Annotated in this window: 10 protein-coding genes; 5 read left to right on the forward strand and 5 right to left on the reverse strand. The window is 60.7% G+C overall.

What is annotated here, in order from left to right; genetic code table 11:
• Positions 1-122 precede the first annotated feature (122 nt).
• Positions 123-1868: an asparagine synthase-related protein gene (locus tag GGQ90_RS27610; protein ID WP_159365998.1), complete on the forward strand. Its 1746-nt coding sequence runs from the start codon at positions 123-125 to the stop codon at positions 1866-1868.
• Here GGQ90_RS27610 and GGQ90_RS27615 read toward each other — a convergent pair.
• The 5 genes from GGQ90_RS27615 to GGQ90_RS27635 all read right to left on the reverse strand — a co-directional run bounded on the left by GGQ90_RS27615 (position 1853) and on the right by GGQ90_RS27635 (position 8921).
• Positions 1853-3934, reverse strand: coding sequence for a prolyl oligopeptidase family serine peptidase (locus tag GGQ90_RS27615; RefSeq protein ID WP_159365999.1), 2082 nt, complete (start codon positions 3932-3934; stop codon positions 1853-1855). The genes GGQ90_RS27610 and GGQ90_RS27615 overlap by 16 nt on opposite strands.
• A gap of 8 nt (positions 3935-3942) precedes the next feature.
• Entirely contained in the window at positions 3943-6498 is a 2556-nt protein-coding gene (locus tag GGQ90_RS27620; RefSeq protein WP_188084529.1) for a TonB-dependent receptor domain-containing protein, read from the reverse strand.
• Between the two features lie 144 nt (positions 6499-6642).
• Positions 6643-7707, reverse strand: coding sequence for a FecR family protein (locus GGQ90_RS27625; protein ID WP_159366003.1), 1065 nt, complete (start codon positions 7705-7707; stop codon positions 6643-6645).
• Positions 7700-8248 carry an RNA polymerase sigma factor gene (locus GGQ90_RS27630; RefSeq protein WP_159366004.1) on the reverse strand — a complete coding sequence of 183 codons (549 nt, stop codon included), beginning with the start codon at positions 8246-8248 and terminating at the stop codon, positions 7700-7702. The genes GGQ90_RS27625 and GGQ90_RS27630 overlap by 8 nt, the downstream gene beginning before the upstream one ends.
• A 277-nt stretch (positions 8249-8525) precedes the next feature.
• Positions 8526-8921: a helix-turn-helix domain-containing protein gene (locus GGQ90_RS27635; protein WP_159366005.1), complete on the reverse strand. Its 396-nt coding sequence runs from the start codon at positions 8919-8921 to the stop codon at positions 8526-8528.
• A gap of 469 nt (positions 8922-9390) precedes the next feature.
• On the opposite strand from GGQ90_RS27635, the gene GGQ90_RS27640 reads away from it, so the two are divergent.
• The 4 genes from GGQ90_RS27640 (at position 9391) to GGQ90_RS27655 (ending at position 15240) form a co-directional block, all read left to right on the forward strand.
• Complete coding sequence (locus tag GGQ90_RS27640) at positions 9391-10329, forward strand: DUF7146 domain-containing protein (protein WP_159366006.1); 939 nt, start codon at positions 9391-9393, stop codon at positions 10327-10329.
• Positions 10330-10362: 33 nt separating this feature from the next.
• Positions 10363-12363, forward strand: coding sequence for a ParB/RepB/Spo0J family partition protein (locus tag GGQ90_RS27645; RefSeq protein ID WP_188084530.1), 2001 nt, complete (start codon positions 10363-10365; stop codon positions 12361-12363).
• Between the two features lie 91 nt (positions 12364-12454).
• The gene (locus GGQ90_RS27650) at positions 12455-12823 is read left to right on the forward strand and encodes a hypothetical protein (RefSeq protein ID WP_188084531.1); all 369 of its coding nucleotides are present in this window, start codon (positions 12455-12457) and stop codon (positions 12821-12823) included.
• A gap of 152 nt (positions 12824-12975) precedes the next feature.
• On the forward strand, positions 12976-15240 hold the full coding sequence (locus tag GGQ90_RS27655; RefSeq protein WP_246428491.1) for a strawberry notch-like NTP hydrolase domain-containing protein: 2265 nt from the start codon (positions 12976-12978) through the stop codon (positions 15238-15240).
• Positions 15241-15289 lie beyond the last annotated feature (49 nt).

Raw genomic sequence — 15289 nt, forward strand, 5'->3', positions numbered from 1 at the left:
TGACCCACAAAAACCGCTCCTACGACCGCGCTCAAGAGCGACCTTAAGAGCGGTCTGTCACGTCCCGGGCAAGGCGACGCTCAACGGATGCGTACAGATATTGCGCGGATATACACTCCGATATGCGCGCTCTGAGTGCTCCGCGATTTCTGATTGATCGGGCCGTTCCTGATCGGAAGCGGGTCGAGTTAGCTGCCAAACGCTTTCGCCTCAGGCTATGTTTTGACGCATGTGGCGTGCGGGCTTTCGTGTCGCCTGGATACGTCATTCGCCTTGATGACAATCGCGGCGTAATTTTGGGAACACTCTTCGACCGGAATGGTCCGCCGGAACCCACAGGCGAGTTTACTGAAGATCAGCAAAAGCTGATCACTGCCAAGGGCGCCCGCGCCCTTTTGGAGAACCATTGGGGGGCCTATTGCGCGCTATTGTTTGATGGTGAGGCGTTCAACGTTTTGCGCGATCCATCAGGCGGGATGCCAGTCTATTATACAGGCGTCGCCGGTTCCTGCCTGCTCGGCTCCGATCCCGAGATCATCGCTGACACCGGATATTGGACGCCTGCAGTATCGTGGGATGACTTGGCAACTCACCTATACACGCGAGGCTTGCCAAGCCCGGACACTTCTCTTGAGGGGCTGTCCGAGTTGCTGCCTGGCACTGCCTGCAACATCTGCGATGCCTCAATGCGCGTCGAAGGGCTATGGTCGCCCTGGGATCACGCACAGCCGGAAACTGTATCCGATGCCTCGGAACAGGCCGAAGTCCTTCATCGAACTATCCAGAACGTGGTTTCGGCATGGTCTTCGCGATATCCTTCAATTCTGATCGGTGTTTCCGGCGGGCTGGACTCCTCCATCGTCGCGGCCAGTATTCCTGCACGACGCACGCAGGTGACAGGTGTCACGCTTGTCACTGACGATCCAGATGGGGATGAGAGGCTATTCACAAGACTTCTCGAGGAAGGGATCGGGCTTGAGATTCTCGACCTCCAATATGACCTGGGGGATATAGATCTTGGCACATCGTGCGTTGCCCATCTTGCCCGTCCAATCGGGCGCAGCCACGCTTTGGCCTATGATCGGGCCATGCATCGTATAGCTCGCGAACGAGGCATTGACGCATTCTTCAGTGGGAATGGCGGCGACAATATATTCTACTACACGCAGTCTGCAAATCCGATCGCGGACAGGTTGCTGAAGAATGGCCTGGGTATAGGCGTTTTCCAGACGTGGCGGGACGTTTGCCGACTGACGGGCTGCACGCCTGTCGAAGCCGCTGCTGCAACGATCGAATCGATCCGGACAAGAGGAAGAGGCTATAAATGGCAACCGGATACCTGCTTCCTGCACGCCGATCTGATGGCGCATCTCGCGGTATCGCCGGTGAAACATCCGTGGCTCGACGATAGCCGCGCTCGTTTGCCGGGAAAGGCCGCCCACGTTGCCGCCTTGCTGAGAATCCAACCATGTCTGGAGGGGTATGACCGTCGGCTTCCGGCGATGGTCAATCCGTTGATGAGCCAGCCAGTTCTCGAGAAATGTCTTGCTGTGCCATCTTGGATGTGGGTTGATGGGGGGAGGGATAGGGCCCTGGCCCGTTCTGCCTTCAGGCGCATTCTGCCCAGCGGGATATCGGAGCGGCGCTCTAAAGGCGGTCCCGATGGTTTCGCCAACCAGATTATCACCATGCATCGAGCCGAGATTCTTGAACGCCTGACCGGCGGCCATCTGGCGCGTCAGAAGATCATCGATTGCGATGAAATCGTCTCGGTTCTTTCCAACGATAAGCCAAACCTGGGAACGGATCAGGCGCGCCTGTTGTCACTGGTCGATACCGAAGCTTGGGTGGCTCACTGGAGCCCATAGCAACCCTTATCCTCAGCATCCGATCGTGATGCCGGAATCCATCTGCGCAACCATTCCAGCTGACGTCTTGCGCTATCGAGGCGAAGCGCAGGTTCGAGGATCTGATGGGCGGTTCTCGGATAGATCGCAAGTTCCACTGGCGCCGAGCCGCGGGCATTGCCGGTACGAAAGAATTTCAGACAATCTGCGGGCCCCAGGCTGGTCTCTCCGCATTCTAGGAGCACCGGGGTTTGAAGCGCGTCAACTGAACCAAGAGGCGATTGGGATAGCAGCCGTTCCCTGTCGCCGATGTCATAGGGGTTTCCAAAGCCCATGTTCGCGTTGGCTGCTTGTTGATTTGGCCCGCCATATTCGAGCAACGCTCTGCTATAGAAATCGACTACGCCTTCCATAGATATCGCGGCTCGAAACGCATGCGCATTGCTGGCGGCATAAGCAGTCAGAATTCCCCCATAACTGAAGCCAGCGAGCGCCATTCTGGATCGAGGCGTGCCAAGCCTTTTCGTTGCATAGTCTACCGCGCCAAGGATATCCTCGAGAGGTCCTTCAACATAGTCTTTCCGGTCACGAATCGCGGCTTCGAAATCACGTCCATATCCGCCGCGGCCTCTCGTGTTGGGGATGAGGATGGAGAATCCGTTCAGAAGCGGGCCGTAGGGAAGAAACGGCGCGTCGTCATTATAGCTATCGGGTGTCACCATGGCTGGCCCCCCCGGTACTGAAACGAGCAATGCCGATTCTGCTCTTCGGCCGATTGCCCGGATAAGCACGCCATTTATAAAGTAATCGCCTTTCTTGCTTTGCCAGGATACTGCTTCCGCACGCCAAGGAAGGCGCGGGCCGCCCGAGTGATCGGTCAAGGTTATCGGCGACCATCGACGCCTATCCGTGGAGACGACCTCGCCAGGATTTTCGAGGCTGTGACGGGTCATGAGCAGGGCGCCGCCGGCACCGACTTTGGTCCCGCCGAAGCAACTCAATAGCTGTTGTCCCAGGATCGCTGTCGTTCCTCCACTGGCATCGACCTTGAAGACTGGACATTCCATCTGGCGCATTGCGACATAGGCAATATGATCGGCGTCGATCCAAGCTGGGAGATAAGGGGTACCCGTCGTCTCATCCGGCTTCGAAATGATCAGACGATCGAGACCGGAGGCGCTTTGCACGGCCAACTGCAAGCCACTCTTGAGAAGATCGTTGCCATCGGCCGTCAAGTAGGCAATCTTGTTGCCATCGGGAGACCAGCGCGGATCGAGGTTCGGCCCTGGTTGATCAACCAGGGTCTTGATGTCGTGGGTCTGGAGATCCCACACATAAATATTAGGATCCTGTCTCCCGGACGCCGCCGACGAACGCTGTGCGCTGAACGCAATCCTCCTGCCATCAGGCGACCAGGAAAATGCTGCGTCAAGCCCGACGAGATTGTAGGTGAGCGGCGCTTTGTCGATGGTAGCGCCGCTCGATGAATCCAGGATCACGAGATTATAACGAACGGTGCCGTGACTCGATCCATCCCAATCCGGTGAGGCTTGATAGCCGCTCCGCAGCAGACGCGTTGACGATGTAACCATCAATACGGCCAGAGATTTGCCATCGGGAGACCAACGAAAATCTCTAATCTCGGCATTTTCTGTGTCTATCGTCCTGGATACCTCCCTCGAAGGATCGAAGATTGTAATGCCGATCCTGGCACGCCCGCCCAAAACTGCCACGCGGGTTCCGTCAGGGCTGAATAAAGGATTCGGCAATCGCAAATTGGCTCCGTCGCGACTGGTCTGGAGCGTGCTTATGAGCTTGCGTCCGAAGCCTCGCTTGAGGTCGACGGCCCACAATTGGTCCGTGATGGAGTTGTCGGCAACATCAGCAGAGCGCTCGACATATATTAGGTGCTCGCCATCTTGGGAAATATCGAACTGCGGACGTTCCATCCACGAGCCAGGTACGCGCGGACGTTCTATGGCATAGGTTGCAAGCCGTTCGAAACAATTTTGCTCAACGGGCTTAGCGGCAAAGACGGAATGCGGCACCAAGCACGCGAGCACGAGCAGATGAGCTGTCTTATTCATTGTATTCACTAGATTCGCTTGCGTAGCGTTACCGAGATTTGACGCCCGATCGCCGAATAGTTGGTCGAGTCGTATGGCGGCAGCGACGGGTCCGAGTTTTGAATTTGAGCTGGTTTCTCGTTCAATAAGTTGAGAACGGAAAGAACGATCTCAGTCCCCGCGAATATGCCGTTGCCTCTTTCGGTTCTGTATCTCAGCGTTCCGTCGAGTGACGTGAATGATCCCACATGCACATCGGGGAGCGTTCGGGTGTCACTGGTTCCACCGATGTAATTGGCAAACAGGGAAGCGTCGAATGACGAGAGGGAATAGGTGAAGCCACCTTCCATACGCCAGTTTGGTGGATTGAAAATGGTGCCGGCCAGTTGGCTGGACGGCAAGCCGGTTGCCACCTGGCGACGGCTTTCTAGGTAGCTCGCGTTTGCCGATATCTCGAGCGTCTGTGATCCACTAAATGAGAATTTATACCTGCCGGAGACATCGACGCCTCGCGCGTTTTGGCGAGCCACATTCCTGTCCGTGCCATCGATAATCGCAGCGATATTAGCGGCGTCAAACGCCGAGCCGCTGAAATTCGAAAGTCCTTGCGGCAAACGGACGATTTCCGCCTCGACGGCTGTGGCCGACGGCGAGAGGCGCACGAGATTGGCATAAATGGGGTTGCTCAGCGCGGCGGTGGCGCCAACGATGGGAACCGAAACCCTGTCTTTGTAAGCCACGTCGAAATAGCTCGCCTGCAAATGCAGGCCTGGAACCGAGCGGGGCGTCAGCGAGACCGTCGCCGTCCAGGTTTCGGCTTTCTCCGCACGGAGAGGCGTGCCTCCGCCGGCCAATAGAAGGACGGGCAATCCGCTCGGATTATCTGAGAAGATGACGCCGGGGAGCAGGACGCCCTGCCGTATCTGATTTTGTTGATAAAGAGTTGGCGCCTTAAATGAGCGACCCCAACTGCCCATCAAACTCAGATCAGGTGATGGAGCATAGCGAAAGCCGAATTTGGGGGTCGCAACCGAACCGACCGCTTCATAGTGCTCGAACCGACCGGCTGCGGTGAGGTCAAGACGATAGAGTAGTGGCTTGCTGTTGCCCGCGCCGAAAATTGGGATCGTCAGTTCGCCATAGGCAAACTGGACGGCTCGCCTCGTATGAAACTGTTCGGTCACGATTGTGGGTGATCCGTGAGGCGTGTTGGATACCTGAACGCCCAGCCCCAACGATCGGATGCCGCCGCCGGCGGCAAGCTTGACTTCTCCACCCGGCAGTTCGGTAAGAGGCCCCTGAACCCCCGCTTCCAAGGCTCGTAGGTCGTTGCTGTAAATGAGACGGCCCGGGGTCTCGACCGAAGCAGAGTATCGCCTTGAATGAAGATCCGCTTTGCTATCGGCGATTGTCCCTGAGAAATTGAGCGACCAGGCGGGCGTCAAGGCCACGGTCAGGCTCGGGGAAATGGAATAGGTGCGCACGATCGGGTTGGACCGGAGCCCGTTTTCCGTAACGGATCCAGTGTTCAGAAAGGGGTTATCATATTTCGAGTTGCGACGACTGAAGGTTCCATCGATCTTGAACTCGACGCCTTCCGCCATCCGTTGATGGCCAGTAGCGACGATACTGATTTGCTTGACACTTGGTACCAGAGTCGCACTCTGATCCATCAGAGACGTGTAGCTACGCTGGCCTGCGCTAATGCGCCGCGAGGATGTATAATCCGCGGCAAGCATGAAACCGCCATCGGACCAGGTCGTTCCTGTCACGGCCGAAAGCTGGGCTTGTCTGCCGCCGCCATCTGTCGTCGTTGCTAGACGAGCGGAAATCTCGGCCCCACGAAACTCCGGACGCAAGATGATGTTAGCTACGCCACCGACTGCATCGGAGCCATAGAGCGCGGACGCGCCATCAGCTACCACCTCCACACGATCAACCGCGGCTAGCGGAATGGAGGAGATATCCACGCCCTGAGCCAAGGCGTCATATGCAAGACGATGACCGTTAAGCAGCGTGAGCGTCGCGTCTGGACCGAGTCCTCGAAGGTTGAGAGTAGAAGAAGAGCTCACATTATTGTTGTTGCCTTGGGCTCCACCTCCGGCGACATTCGGATTCTGACCCCCATTGAAGTTTTGCGGCAGGAGTCTGATGTAGCTGCCAAGATCAGATGCGCCCTGCTTTTCAATTTCCTCCCTTCTCGCAACAGTGACGGGAGAGGTTGGGGGCGCGCCTCGAATTCGCGAACCGGTAACCAAAATCTCCCCATCTACCGCCGGGCGATCCGCTAGATCCCCCGACGGCTCCGATCGCCCCCGGATGATGATCACGTCCTTCCGGAACTGAGCCCGCAGCCCAGTCCCTTGGATCAATGTGCGGACGGCCTCGTCAGCGCTATAGCTTCCGTGGAGCTTGGTAGCGCTCTTCCCGAGTACTGCCTCGGAGTGGAAAATGATGTCCTTGCCCGAGAGACGGCTTATGGCCTTGAGGGCTTCGCCAAGGTCGCCGCCCTCGATATTATATTCGATGCGCCGCTGGTCCTCGGCAAAGGCAGCGGTGGCGGGCACCAACGTGCCGATCGCCACCGCCGCAAGGAGCGAATTCCGAACGCGAGACCTTATTCGAACCATTCTCTGCCCCCTTTGAAATTCCCGACAATCTGACGAGATTTTCAGGGAGCATCGCAACAAAACTGCAATCTACGGGGTATGCCTTAAAAAAGAATCGGCCTATCTTTTCCGGAGCGTGATTTCATCCGCTTTGGTTCTTTCTACCTCCAGATCGAACAAAGTCGCGAGCCGGTCCGCCACCTGATCCGCGTCATTCACACGGAACCGGCCGCTGACCCGCAATGTGCCGATGCTTGGATCGCCCAGGCGGATAGCCGTCGATGAATCCTGGTTGGCCTCGGCGATAACCGCCGCCAGCGGCGTGCGCTCATATTCGCGTACGAGCGCCAGATCGGGCGGAGGAACGGTCGGTTGAAGCTCGGCTCTGTCTGGTACGGGACGCACAACCGCTGGCGTGATGGCGGCAAAACTGAGCGTCTCACCCGGCTCGAGACGGGCGACTGCCGTCGGACCGCCCGCGCCCTTCACTGTACGCGGCCGCTCGACATCGACCGCCCCCCGCAACAGTCGCACCGTAACCCGTTCGTCGGCGCCAAGAATGACGTCAAAGACCGTTCCGCGCGCCGTCACGCGGCCGCCGCCGGCAAACACCACGAAAGGGCGGCCCTCATGCGCAACGTCGAAACGGGCACGGCCATGGTCAAGCCGCAGCTCGCGTCGGAGCGACGTGAAGTGCGTCGAAAGCTGGCTGTTCGCACTCAGTTCGACCGAAGACCTGTCCGCAAGCTGCACTGTTCTTTGCGTTCCGTTCGTCGTCGCATAGCGCTGCTGTTCGACCGGCTGGTCCAGCTTTGGCTGTGCGATCTGGACCGGAGCGTGGCCCGTGCCGGGCAGTCTCTCGCTCGCGACCCATCCAGCGATGCCGAGGGCCAGGAGCAGGCTTGCCGCAATGGCCGTCCACTTCCAGCGTCCGCCGACCTCTTCATTGTCGTTGGCCTCGTCACCCGGTTCTTCGTCCTGGGCCGCCATGAATCGCCCCAAGGCGAAAATTTCACCGGCTCTGTTGTACGCTCCCCGGTGCGCCGCTCCGAGCCCAAGCCAATGCTCGAACTGAGGGCGCCACGTCTCCGCATCGGGTCCCCGCATCCGCGCGAACCAGAGAGACGCTTCACGCGTCAACTGGTCCATCCTGGGCATATGCTCCGGCATATCGTCTTCAGCCATGAGCGTTTCCGATGCTGTTGCCAATGCGCATAATGGCCTCCGCCACATGCCACTCCACGGTTCGGATACTGATGCCGAGTTGATCGGCTATGTGCTTATATCCGAGTTCCTCAGCCCGATGTAACAAATATACCTCTTTCGTCCTGGGCGGGAGGCTCTCGACAGCCTGTCGATAGCGCTCTCGCATTTCGTTTACTTCCGCAACCACATCGGGTCCGGCAACCTGATTACCGGTCGAATAGGCCACGGGGTCGAATGATTGCGCCTTGGCCCAACCGCGCACGCGGTCGGCAAGGAGATGCCGGACAATACCCTGCAAATAAGCGCCGGGATTGGTGGAGGCGGCAGTGGATCGCGATGCGACCAGTCTTGCAAACGCTTCCTGCACCAGATCCTGCCTGTCATCCTCGAGCCAGATGCGACGCCTGAGAAACGAAAGCAGCTTGGGTGCTTCCCTTCGATAGACAGCCTCGAACCGGCGATCAGCCTGGCGTGCAGACGCACGGGAGCACTCGCCTTCATTGTCCGTTGTGCGAAACATAGGATTACGCGCACGTCTGGAGTTCGAGATGCGCCACGAGGCAGCGGCGGACAGAAAATGAAGACGACATGACAGGACCACCCAGAGGTGGCGGGCTATGTTGTCCAATGCGTGCGCCCAACCGTCATGGATAGGCCCGTGGTTCTGCCTGGAAGGATTATCCTGCAGGCGGTCCCCAACCGTTTCCCACGCTGCTCCCGAATCCTGCAACGATTTCCAGCCAGTTGCAAGGCGATAAGCACGCAAAGCCCTGCGACCGTCGTTCTTTCTGGCATCTTCAGGAGCCGCCCTGTTCGTGCGACGGCAAATTCGCGATGAGCTCGACCAACTGGTCGAAAAAGCGGTCCAGCAACTCTCTCGTCGCCTGCTCCAGCTCGACAATGATCCTTCGACCATCGCTTGGGTCTCTTCGCAGGCTGACCAAGCCGCGTTCCGCCATGCGATGGACGATGCGTTGCGAATTGCGCTCCGATGCGCTTGATGCCGTGGTGAGCGACGTCAACGAGCGAGGCTGGAGACCTGTGCTGGTGTAGAGATCAAGCAGCATCTCGAACGCCGGGATAGAGAATAACTCGCGACCCAGTTCGTTCGCTCGCAGTCTCTCTGCCTTCCCGGCCAAGCCGATCATGCTGCATCGGTTGACACTCGCAGTGATGCGGGGACCCTCGATCATTGCCGTTTCTCCCCAACCGGTCCGTTCGAAATCAGGGAGGGCGTCATCTCCTTGGGATTGGCCATGAATAGTTCCTTTCTCATAGCCGAAGGAAACTCAACTCGCCGGTTCCGATATTGTAAGTTTTTGCCTGTAAGTTCACGATGGGCTCGAATGCCTCCATTCCGGATGCGATAGCCCGGCTCGAGACCCCAGGACGGATTTCCCGTCACCCCGCCCAACCCACTGATCATTTCGCTCGCCGGTGCATGCGTGGCGGACTGTGCCCATCGCCGATCGGCAGTCCCGGTAACCACGCATCAGTCTTTGGGAGGGGAGAGGGAGGGTAGCCGGCGAACGATCTCATGGCTGTTCAGACCCTGCGATCGCCGGATCCGCTTCAGACCCGTTCGTTCGGCATGGCCCCGATCATGTGTCGGGGACTGTTTCCCGAAGCCGGAGTGAACGCTTCAATTGCTTGGATATCCCCATGGCAAAAGCCACCTACAACCGGAACCCGGAACTGGAGACGATCGGTTCCGACATCGTCAAACGTCTCGGCGGCATATGGAAGTCCGGCGGCGGCATGTGTCTGTGCCCGGCTCATGCCGACCGGAGCCCGAGCCTGTCGGTGCGGGTCGGCGAGCATGCGTTGCTCTTCAAATGCTTCGCCGGCTGCGACACGCGCGATGTCATCCGTGAGATTCTGCGCATCGAGGACAACGCTCTCCATCATGTGGACAGGACGGCCGCCATATCTTCGCGGATGCCCACGGATCTGTGGCGACGCCGCCAGGCACTTCGCCTCTGGGACGAGGCGCGCCCGATCATCGGTACGCCTGCCGAGATCTATTTGCGTCGGCGGCGGATAGCGCTGCTCCCGGCCGCGCTGCGGTTCCATCCCCGCACGCCGCTCGGGCAAGGTGAGGACGTGGACTTCAGGCCCGCGATGATCGCCGCGCTCCACGATGGAGGCATCCATGACGAGGGACGCTTCATCGCGATCCAGCGCACATTCTTCGACCGCAATGACGCCCGGCGCGCTAGGGATCTTCCTGATCCGAGGATGACGCTGGGCCAACCCGATCACGCCGCCGTCATGCTTGCTCCCGCCACAACCGTCCTTGGCTTGGCCGAAGGCGTCGAGACCGCGCTCTCCGCCATGATCCTGTTCGCGATCCCGGTTTGGGCCACGCTCGGCAGCGAGCGCCTGGACCAGATCGCGATACCCGATCGGGTGAACCGACTCGTCCTCTTTCCCGACAACGACATCGCCGGCGAGATCGGGGCGGCACACGCGCTCGATACCTATGCCCGGTACGGTCGCACCATCGAGACCGAATTCCCGCCTGCGGGCTTCAAGGACTGGAACGACGTCCTTCAGGCGGGAGGGGAGGGAGTGGGGAAGTGGTGGCGGCAAGTGGCCTGATGGTCAGGCTGTCCCCGCCAGGAGACTACCACAATGACGCAACTTCCCATCCTCGTCCCGGCGGCGAACCTCGCCAAATCGCCGAGCAACGTCCGAACTGTCGGCGATCCCGTCGCCGATGCCCAGCTCGAAGCCAACATCGCCGTCAAGGGCGTCCGCCAGAATCTGATCGGCGTGCCCGTATCGCGTAAGAAGGGCCATTACCGTATCATCGCGGGCGGCAGGCGCCTCGACGCGGTCCATCGGCTGATCGAGAAAGGCGTGTTCGATGCCGACTATCAGCTGGCGGTCCTGGTCCTCGGCAATGCCAAGGACGCGATCGAGACCAGCCTCGAAGAGAATTTCTTCAACCTCACGATGAACCCGGCCGACACCTGCCGGGCCTTCCAGGATATCATCGAGAGCGAGAAGAAAACTCCCGAGGACGTCGCCAAGCGCTTCGGCCTCACCGAACGGTTCGTGCGCAGCAGGCTCCGTCTTGCTGATCTGGCCGACCCGATCTTCGAGGCGCTGCGCAACGGCGAGATCACGCTGAATGTCGCTGTCGCTTATGCCAGCAACAGCGATCGCACCAAGCAGGCCGAGGTCTTCGAACTGCTCAAGGACGGCTATTACCGGGCCAATGTCAACGAGATCAAACGTCAGCTCGTTGAAGATACCTATGTCGGCAGCGATCCCAAGGCGCTGCTGGTCGGGCGCGATGCCTATATCGAGGCCGGCGGCCGGGTCGATCTCGACCTGTTCACCGACTCCACGACCGAGCGCTGGATCGACGGCGATCTCCTCAACCGTCTCGTTGCCGACAAGCTCGCGGCTGCCGCGGAAGCCCTGCGCGAACGTGAGGGGCTGGCGGAAGTCCGGATCATTCCCTCGACTCATGTCACCTACAACGACACCTGGGACCTGCGTCCGCTCAAGGGCGACACGCCCGAACTCACGGCCGAGCAACAGGCGCGTCTCGAGGAAATCGAGGCCGAGATCGAGGCTGCCAACGAGGCCTGGGAAGACGCTGATGAAGACGGCCAGACCGAACAGGCCAACCGCGTCGAGATGCTCGAAGCCGAATATCGCGCTATCGAGAAGCCTGCGCCGGTCCTTTCCGAAGAGCAGAAGGCAGGGGCGCTCGCCTATGTCGTCATCGGCCATGACGGTCAGCCGCGTCTTCACGAGCAACTCTATGTCGCTCCGGTCGATGAGCCTGACGACGAGGAATCGGGCGATCAGGTCGAGGGTGAGGACGACGATGACGATGACGATGACGATGTTGTCGCCGCACCGGGCAAGCCCGCCTACAGCCAGCGGCTCAGCCAGGAACTGGCCGAGATGAAGAGCGAATTGCTGCGTGTGCATATCGCCAGCGATCCGCGCTTCGCGCTCGACCTCGGCACCTTCTGGATGGTCGACAAGGCGACCCGCCATTCGGGCGGCTTCGATCTCGCGACCGAGCTCAAGGCCGACAAGCCCTATTCCGGGCTCACCGGCTACCAGAGCGGGACGCTCGCCGCCGAGGAATGGGGCAAGATCGACGAGGGGCTGGACCGCAGCTGGACCGAGGGTGGCGATGTTTGCCAGCGCTACGACGCCTTCTGCGCCCTTCCCGACGAGGTTCGTGCCGCATGGCTCGCCTGGGCCATTGCCCGGACGCTCCATGCGGTTGTCGCGGGCAAGACGGGCGAGGCCATGATCGACCATCTCGGCACCAAGCTCGAGATCGATGTGGCGGCCTGGTGGCGTCCGACCGCGAACAACTATTTCGATCGTGTGAGCAAGGCCGCGATCCTCACCCACATCGAAGAGATCGGGGGCAAGGAACTGTCGAGCCGTTACGGTGGGTCGAAGAAGCATGACCTCGCGACCTCGGCCGAGAAGATCTTCGGTGGGACCGTTCCTATCGAGGCTGAACTGCGCGAAGCGGCTCTCGCCTGGGTGCCGGATGTCATGCGGTTCGGCACGCCCGTAACCGCGCCCGAAGCGGTGCCGGCGAACGACGAGAGCGTCACCGACGCTGGTGACGACCTCCAGCAGGCCGCCTGATCCACTACCCCAGGGACCGCAGCCTCGCGCTGCGGTCCCCTTTTCGCGCACCTGTACCGCAAGTGACGAGCCAGGTTCGAGGAACCAGACCATGGCCGACATTACCCAACTTCCCGTCATGACCGCGCGCGATGCGGAATCGATCGGCTTTGCGCGCTTCAACGATGTGCCGACCCTGCCGATCGAAATCCCCGATGGGAATTTCACGATCAGCGCGCGCACCAGCGACGGACGTCGCATCACCTTCTTCTTCGGCGAATATGAGCGCGGCGCGCCGCCGAGCTTCGTAGACATCCAATTTCACGACAACGGGACCACCATCCCCAATGCGAATGGTGACACATCACCCAGCTTCGACCTGCTCACCATCGGCCGCGGTGGCCGAAATGCTTATGACAGCAGGCGACATCCGCCGGATGAGAAGCCGTCGATTGCCGTGATCCTCCTTGGGCCATCTTAGACGGCCGCCAACTCTTCCATCTTTCCTTCGCCGCAAACTCACGGCCCGGCCTCGCGCCATGGCCCTGTTTTCATGCGGACCTCGGCCCCGGAGGGAAGGGGGAGGAGGATGAATGGGCCGTGATGGTCCTGATCCAATCTGGAGTTCCCGCCATGTCATTTCCTCTCCATGCGCTCGCGCATCCCGATGAGCCTGAAACGTCCAGGACGACACGCCTGTTCGGCGTCGCTACTCGCCTGGCCGACCTGTTTCGGCGCGGCCAGTCGATCCGCCGCCAGGACCTCAAGCGCCTGATGGAGGAAGCCTTCTCGGCCTCGGACGCAACCGGCAACTGGTCGATGCGCGACGCCTATGATGCGCTCGAGGCCGCACAGGTCATCCTCCTCAAATCCTCGGGCAGCTGGACCGGCGTCGGTCTGACCGGCGCTGATGCGTTCGCCTCGCTTCGCCGTTTCGAGCGTGCGCTGCCCACCCATAGCTATCGCAGCGAGCATCAGGTCGAAATGCAGCAGTTCAGTACACCGATCTCGCTCTCCTGGCTCGCTGCGCAGGCTGCACGTATCCGCCTGGACGATCAGGTGCTTGAACCCTCTGCCGGTACCGGCATGTTGGCCGCCCACGCGGTTCGGGTCGGCGCCGCGCTGATCCTCAACGAGCGCGATCCCGGTCGTGCCGCATTGCTCGACAAGCTGCTCGGCGAGCCTGTCACGACCCACGATGCCGAGTTCATCAACGACCTGCTACCTACCGGCAATTCCCCAAGCGTCGTGCTGATGAACCCACCCTTCAGCCGGAGCGAAGGTCGGGGCAAGGACCGCTTCGCGGGCGCTCGCCATCTGCGTTCCGCACTGTTGCGCCTGGCGCCGGGCGGGCGCTGCGTCGCGATCATGCCGCCGAGCTTCGCAGCGGATGGCACCGCCGCCACCGGCTATGCGATGGTCTGCGAAACCGCGAACCCGCGTGTCGAGATCACCATCCTCGGTAACCCCTATGCCAAGCACGGCACCAGCATCGCCGTCCGGCTGATCATCTTCGACAAAGGCTGGGCAGGACCGACGGAACGATTGACCGCCCAATCCATCGAGGAGGCCGAGGCCTTGGTCGCTGCCGTTCCGCCGCGCCTTGTTGTTCCCGAGCCGGAACCCCCGGCGCCAGCCGTCATTCCCTTGCGTCCGCGCCGCGCCATGATGTCGTCGCCGTCCGCGATCTTCGGTGGCATCCAGAAGCGCGCGCTGGTTGCCCCAGATCGCATCGCGGCGGATGGGAGCGCCAGACCCGTAGACTATGCGATCCGCGCCACGCCGCTGCCGGCGGGCGATCCTGTCGGGCATTACGCGCCCTGGCGGCCAGCGCGGATCGAAATCCCCGACGCCCGGCCCCACCCCGACCAACTGGTGGAATCGGTTGCCATGGCGTCCGTGTTGCCGCCCGCGCCTAGCTATCGCCCGATGTTCCAGCCCCAGGCCTTCGCCGCTTTGTCCGACGCCCAACTCGAGACGATCATCCATGCTGGCGAAGCCTGTGAGCGCGATCTCAAGGGCACCTTCTCGCCCAACAAGGCGGGCGATCAACTTCACGAGGATACGGACGGCGCCGTTTACCGGACGAGCTTCTTCATCGCTGACGGCACCGGTGTCGGCAAAGGTCGTGAGGGCGCAGGCATCATCCTCGACCAGTGGAACCGCGGTCGCCGCCGGGCGATCTGGATTTCCCGCAGTTCGGCGCTGATCGAAGACGCAAGGCGCGACTGGAGCGCGCTGGGAGGCGTGCCGATCGATATCCAGCCGCTCGATGCCTTCCCCTTGGGCGAACCCATCGGCATGGCGAGCGGGATCGTCTTCCTCACCTATGCGACGCTTCGCTCCCAGCGCCATGACCGCGCATCGCGCCTGCAGCAATTGCTCGACTGGGCGGGCCCCGATTTTGATGGCGTCATCCTGCTCGACGAATCGCATGCGCTCGGCAACGCCGCCGGCACCGAGACGGAGTTTGGCGCGGCCAAGGGGTCCGAACAGGGCCTTGCCGGGGTCCGCCTGCAAATCGCACTGCCTCGTGCCCGGGTCATCTACGTCTCCGCGACCGGCGCGACCAAGCCGGACAATCTGAGCTACACCGCACGGCTCGGCCTCTGGGGGCCAGGCACCGCCTTCCGGGACCGCGACGCTTTCCTGGCCTCGATGGAAGAGGGAGGCATCGCGGCGATGGAGATCGTGGCGCGCGATACCAAGGCCATGGGCCTCTACACCGCGCGCGCGCTCAGCTTCGCCGGCGTCGAATATGACCCGCTCGAACATAAGCTCACATCTGCCCAGATCGAGATTTACGATGCTTATGCCGATGCCTGGGCGATCTTATGGCGAGCTGCGCATAAGATCGCTTATCGCGAGGAAGCGGTAATGCGGAGGAGCGCGGCGTAACCGGCGAATTCCCATGATAGTGTGCGCAGTTGCTGCGCATTATATTGGT

The organism is Sphingobium scionense (assembly GCF_014197035.1).
Lineage (GTDB): Bacteria > Pseudomonadota > Alphaproteobacteria > Sphingomonadales > Sphingomonadaceae > Sphingobium > Sphingobium scionense.